Source organism: Pseudoroseomonas ludipueritiae, from assembly GCF_014490445.1.
Lineage (GTDB): Bacteria > Pseudomonadota > Alphaproteobacteria > Acetobacterales > Acetobacteraceae > Pseudoroseomonas > Pseudoroseomonas ludipueritiae.
Genome location: NZ_JACTUZ010000222.1, coordinates 1 through 5,259, shown reverse-complemented (window position 1 = coordinate 5,259; position 5,259 = coordinate 1). Strand labels below are relative to the sequence as shown.

The following is a 5,259-nucleotide window of genomic DNA, read 5'->3' as shown; positions in this document are numbered from 1 at the left end:
CGTGGCGGCGCAGGGCGCCGGGGCCATCCTGGCCGCCTGCGGGCTTGAGGCGGCCCCGGACCCTGCGCCGCGCTCCGCGCCGCCCCTGGCGGTAGGCCTACTGCCCGGGCGAGTGCTGGGCGTGGCGGCACCCTTCGGGCAATTGCGCGCGGAACAGCTCGCGGCCTTGGCCGATCTCGCGGAACAACAGGGCGACGGCACCTTGCGCCTCACCCCCTGGCGAGCCCTGCTGCTGCCGGGGGTGGAGGATGCGGCACCCGCCGCCTCCCTGGGGCTGATCCTGGCGCCAGAGGACCCGCGCCTGCGCATCGCCGCCTGCACCGGCGCCCCAGGCTGTGGCAGCGCCTTCATCGACACGCGCGCGGCGGCGGCACAGGTGGCGGCGGTCGGCCTGCCGGGCTTGCTGCATCTCTCCGGCTGCGCCAAAGGCTGTGCGCATCCGGGCACAGCACCCGCCACGCTGGTGGGCGGCCCGGACGGCTATGCCATCATCCGCGACGGCCGCGCCGGCGACAGGCCCGCCGCCGCCGGCCTGACCCTCGAACAAGCCCTGGCGGTGCTTCAGCGACCATGACCACGCGCAGCAACTACATCAAGGACGGCGCCGCCATCTACCGGCAGTCCTTCGCCACCATCCGCGCCGAGGCCGACCTTGCCGGCTTCAGCACGGCGGAAGCCCGCGTCGCCGTGCGCGTCATCCATGCCTGCGGCATGGTGGAGGTGGCGCAGCGCATCCGCTTCGCGCCCGGCTTCGCCGATGCCGCGCGGGCGGCGCTGCTGCGCGGCGCGCCCATCCTCTGCGATGCCAAGATGGTGGCGCATGGCATCACCCGCCCGCGCCTGCCCGCCAACAACGAGGTGCTCTGCCTGCTGGATGACCCGCGCGTGCCGGAACTGGCAAAGCGCATCGGCAATACCCGCTCGGCGGCGGCGCTGGAATTGTGGGGGGAGAAGCTGGGCGGCGCCGTGGTCGCTATCGGCAATGCGCCCACCGCGCTGTTCCATCTGCTCGACCTGCTGGACCGTGGCGCGCCACCGCCCGCCGCCGTCATCGGCCTGCCGGTGGGCTTTGTCGGCGCTGCCGAATCCAAGCAGGCGCTGGCGGACGATAACCGCATTCCCTGGATGATCGTGGAAGGGCGGCTCGGCGGCAGCGCCATGGCGGTTGCCGCCGTCAATGCCCTGGCGAGCGAAGCCGAATGACCTCCGGCACCCTGTACATTCTCGGCCTCGGCCCCGGGGACCCGGAGCTGGTGACGCTGAAGGCGGCGCGCATCCTCGGCGCCGCGCCAGTCTTCGCGCATTTCGCCAAGCGCGGCCGCACCGGCCATGCGCGCGGCATCGCTGCCCCGCACCTGAACCCGGCGGCCGAGGAACTGCGCTTCGACTACCCCTTCACGATGGACCTGCCGGTGACGGACCCGCGCTACTTCGCGGAAATGGGCGCCTTCTACGACCGTTGCGCCGAGACCCTCTCCGCCCGCCTCGCCGCCGGCCAGGACGTGGCCCTGCTGTGTGAGGGCGATCCCTTCCTCTACGGCTCCGCCATGTATCCCTTCGACCGGCTGCGCCACCGCCACCCGGTGCAGGTGGTGCCCGGCATCACGGCCATGTCCGGCTGCTGGTCCGTGGCCGAGGCCCCTATGGTGCATGGCGACGACACCCTGCTGGTGCTGCCCGCCACCATGGACAGCGACAGCCTCCGCACCCGCCTGCGACAGGCCGATGCCGCCGTGGTCATGAAGCTCGGCCGCCACCTGCCCCGCCTGCGCGGCATCCTGGACGAACTCGGCCTCACCGCCCGCGCCCTTTATGTCGAGCGCGGCACCATGGAAGGCGGCCATGCCACGCCGCTGGCCGAGCGCGACGACAGCCCCGCGCCCTATTTCTCCCTGCTGCTGATCCCCGGCCGCCAGGACCCGCGATGCTGAACCCGGGCAGCCTCACAGTCCTTGGCCTCGGCCCCGGCTCCCCCGCCCAGCGCACCCCGGAAGTCGAGGCCGCGCTGGCCGAGGCCACCGACCTCGTCGGCTACGCCCCCTATGTCGCCCGGGTGCCACACCGCCCCGGCCTCTACCGCCACGCCTCCGACAACCGGGTGGAGCTGGACCGCGCCCGCCATGCGCTGCAACTGGCCAAGGCTGGCGCCAGGGTCGCCGTGGTCTCCGGGGGCGATGCCGGCGTCTTCGCCATGGCCAGCGCGGTCTTCGAGGCACTGGAGGCCGGCGACCCCGCCTGGCGGGCGCTGGACATCCGCGTGCTGCCCGGCATTTCCGCCATGTTCGCCGCCGCCGCGCGCATCGGCGCGCCGCTGGGGCACGATTTCTGCGCCATCTCGCTTTCCGACAACCTGAAGCCCTGGGAGGTCATCCAGCACCGCCTGCTGGCGGCGGCGCTCGGCGGCTTCGTGATGGCGCTCTACAATCCGCTCTCCCGCGCCCGGCCCTGGCAGCTCGGCGCCGCCTTCACGCTGCTGCGGCAGCACCTGCCGGGCACGGTGCCCGTCATCTTCGCCACCGCCGTCACCCGGCCGGATGAGCGCATCACGGTCACCACCCTGGCGGAAGCCGACCCCGCCCTGGCCGATATGCGCACCCTGGTGATGGTGGGAACCGCCGCGACACGGCTGCTGCCCCGGCCGGGCGGCGCGTGCCCTTGGGTCTATTCGCCGCGCTCGGTGCCGGCGTCATGAGGCGGAAAGCCGGGGCCAAAGGGGCTCTGCCCCTCTGGACGCCCCGCCGGGGTGGAAAGTCCACCCCGGACCCCGCTTCGGGTTTTTTGCAGCACCCAGGCGGTGGGATGGGCACTGCCCCCATCGATATCCACATTATACACAGAAAGAATCCACAGCCCCCGAGGGCCAATCCCGCCCGCGAAGTAACGGCGGGGTCTGGGGTGACACTGTCACCCCAGCGGGTGTGTCCAGAGAGGGCAGCGCCCTCTCTGGCCCCGGCCGGTCGTTCAAAGATACCGCAGCAGCCAGCGCATCGCGCCCTCCGCATCCGGCACCCCCTCCAGGCCCGAAGGGGGAATGGGCCGCTCCATCATCACCACGGGGATGCCCCGCTCCCGCGCCGCCGCCAGCTTGGCCGCGGTGGCCGTGCCGCCGGAATTCTTGGTGACGATCACCTCGATACCGTGGCGGTCCAGCAGGGCGCGCTCGGCTTCCAGCGCGAAGGGGCCGGTGGCGGTGATCACCTCGGCGCCCTCCGGCAGGCTGGCGGGGTCCGGCGGATCCACGCTGCGGATGACGTAGTGGTGCCAGGGCGCGGCGCGGAAGGGCGCCAGCTCCTTCTGGCCGATGGTCAGCAGCACGCGGCGGGGCGTCTCGCCCAGGGCACGGACGGCGGCGGGCATGTCGGGCACCGGCAGCCAGGTGTCGCCGGGGACAGGCGCCCAGGCGGGGCGTTCCAGGCGCAACAGCGGCGTGGCGCCAGCGGCGGCCTGGGCATGGCGCGTCATCTGCGCGGCGAAGGGATGAGTGGCGTCCACCAGCAGGTCGACGCGCTCTTCCGCCAGGTAGCGGCGCAGGCCTTCGATGCCGCCAAAGCCGCCGATACGCCAGGGCAGCGGCTGCGGGCGTGGCGAGCGAGTGGCACCGGCCAGGGACAGCGTGGCCGTGAAGCGCGCATCCGCCGCCAGCAGCCGCGCCAGCGCCGAGGCTTCCGTTGTTCCGCCCAGCAGCAGCACCTTCAATGTCACTGAACTCCTCGCACTGGCTGACCATCCTGGGGATCGGGGAGGACGGCGTAAACGGGCTTTCGGCCGCCGCGCGCGGGCTGCTGCGCGGGGCGGAGGTGGTTTATGGCGGAAGGCGGCATCTGTCGCTGGCGGAAGCGCTGATCGGCGGGGAAGCGCGGCCCTGGCCCAGCCCGATGGCGTCCGCATACCCGGACCTGCTGGCCTGCCGGCCCCGGCCCACGGTGGTGCTGGCCTCGGGCGATCCCTTCTGCTTCGGCGTCGGCAGCGTGCTGGCAGAGTTGGTGCGGCGGGAGGAGATGCTCTGCATCCCCGCGCCCTCGACCTTCGCCCTGGCCTGCGCGCGGCTGGGCTGGGCGGCGCAGGATTGCGCCACCATCTCCTTCTGCGGCCGGCCGCTGGAGCCGGTGCGAGCCTTGTTGCAGCCGGGCGCGCGCATCCTGGCGCTTTCCGCCGATGCGGCGACGCCGGGGGCGCTGGCGACGATGCTGGCGCGCCTCGGCTTCGGGCCGACGCGCCTGCATGTGCTGGAAGCCCTTGGCGGCCCACGCGAGCGCATCACCAGCACCACGGCGGCGGCTTTCGCACTGGAACCCGCCGCGCTGAACATGGTGGCGCTGGACGTGGTGGCGGAACCCGGGGCGCGGGTATTTCCGCTATCCACCGGCCTGCCGGACGACTTTTTCGAGCACGACGGGCAGATCACCAAGTCGGAAATTCGTGCTGTCACCCTGGCCGCCCTGGCGCCACGGCAGGGCGAATTGCTCTGGGATATCGGCTGCGGTTCCGGCTCGGTAGCCATCGAATGGCTGCTGCGCCACCCGGCCAACCGCGCCATCGGGCTGGAGCCGCGCACCGACCGCGCCGCCCGCGCCTTGCGCAATGCCCTGGCGCTCGGCACGCCGGGGCTGCGGCTGGAACAGGCGCGGGCACCGGAGGGTCTGGACGGGCTGCCGGCGCCGGATGCCATCTTCATCGGCGGCGGCTGTGACGCGGCGGTGCTGGACCGCGCCTGGGGGGCGCTGAAGCCCGGCGGCCGGCTGGTGGCCAATGCCGTGACGGTGGAGACGGAGGCGCTGTTGCTGGCCAGCCACGCCCGCCTCGGCGCCCGGCTGACGCGCATCGGGGTGGAGCGGCTGGATGCCATCGGCAACCGCCACGGTTTCCGCCCCGCCATGACGGTGACGCAACTGGTGGCGGTAAAGCCGTGATCGTCGCCGGCCTCGGCTGCCGCCCCGGGGTGGAGGAAGCCGCCATCCTGGCCCTGCTGCGGCAGGCCGGGCAGGACCTGCCGCCCGTCACGCATCTGGCCGCGCCCGCCTTCCGGCGGGAGGTGGCGGCCCTGCATCAGGCCGCCGCCACGCTGGGCCTTCCGCTGATATTCGTGGAACAGGCGGCGCTGGAACGGGTGCAGCCGCTCTGCCCCACGCGCTCGGCAGCGGCGCTGGTGGCCACCGGCCTAGCCTCGGTGGCCGAGGCCTGCGCCCTGGCGGCGGCGGGGGAAGGCGCGCGGCTGCTGCGGCCACGCATTTCCGGCGCGGGCGTGACCTGCGCCATCGG

The 5,259-nt window shown here is 73.2% G+C and carries 6 protein-coding genes and 1 pseudogene; 6 read left to right on the top strand and 1 reads right to left on the bottom strand.

Annotated features, from left to right (window positions below):
• From IBL25_RS24185 to cobJ, 4 genes and pseudogenes are all read left to right on the top strand, one after another.
• Positions 1-574: pseudogene (locus IBL25_RS24185) on the top strand (precorrin-3B synthase); the annotation flags it as partial.
• Complete coding sequence (locus tag IBL25_RS24180) at positions 571-1,203, top strand: precorrin-8X methylmutase (protein ID WP_187781022.1); 633 nt, start codon at positions 571-573, stop codon at positions 1,201-1,203. The pseudogene IBL25_RS24185 and the gene IBL25_RS24180, both read left to right, overlap by 4 nt.
• Positions 1,200-1,931: a precorrin-2 C(20)-methyltransferase gene (locus IBL25_RS24175; RefSeq protein WP_187781021.1), complete on the top strand. Its 732-nt coding sequence runs from the start codon at positions 1,200-1,202 to the stop codon at positions 1,929-1,931. Before IBL25_RS24180 ends, IBL25_RS24175 begins: the two co-directional genes overlap by 4 nt.
• Positions 1,925-2,692, top strand: a complete 768-nt coding sequence (cobJ, locus tag IBL25_RS24170) for a precorrin-3B C(17)-methyltransferase (RefSeq protein ID WP_187781020.1) — start codon at positions 1,925-1,927, stop codon at positions 2,690-2,692. Before IBL25_RS24175 ends, cobJ begins: the two co-directional genes overlap by 7 nt.
• A gap of 269 nt (positions 2,693-2,961) precedes the next feature.
• Here the strand turns inward: cobJ and IBL25_RS24165 are convergent, their stop codons facing one another.
• Positions 2,962-3,696: a cobalt-precorrin-6A reductase gene (locus IBL25_RS24165; RefSeq protein WP_187781023.1), complete on the bottom strand. Its 735-nt coding sequence runs from the start codon at positions 3,694-3,696 to the stop codon at positions 2,962-2,964.
• Between IBL25_RS24165 and cbiE the strand changes: the two genes are divergently transcribed.
• Together cbiE and IBL25_RS24155 are read left to right on the top strand one after the other, a co-directional pair.
• Entirely contained in the window at positions 3,696-4,910 is a 1,215-nt protein-coding gene (gene cbiE, locus IBL25_RS24160; protein ID WP_187781019.1) for a precorrin-6y C5,15-methyltransferase (decarboxylating) subunit CbiE, read from the top strand. The two genes, IBL25_RS24165 and cbiE, sit on opposite strands and share 1 nt — an antisense overlap.
• Positions 4,907-5,259: cobalamin biosynthesis protein (locus IBL25_RS24155; RefSeq protein WP_187781018.1), on the top strand; the 353-nt coding region annotated here is incomplete at its 3' end. The genes cbiE and IBL25_RS24155, both read left to right, overlap by 4 nt.

Excerpts from the sequence above, each read along its gene's own strand:
- IBL25_RS24180 (WP_187781022.1), top strand. The coding sequence starts at position 571 with ATGACCACGCGCAGCAACTACATCAAGGACGGCGCCGCCATCTACCGG.
- IBL25_RS24175 (WP_187781021.1), top strand. The coding sequence starts at position 1,200 with ATGACCTCCGGCACCCTGTACATTCTCGGCCTCGGCCCCGGGGACCCG.
- cobJ (WP_187781020.1), top strand. The coding sequence starts at position 1,925 with ATGCTGAACCCGGGCAGCCTCACAGTCCTTGGCCTCGGCCCCGGCTCC.
- cbiE (WP_187781019.1), top strand. The coding sequence starts at position 3,696 with ATGTCACTGAACTCCTCGCACTGGCTGACCATCCTGGGGATCGGGGAG.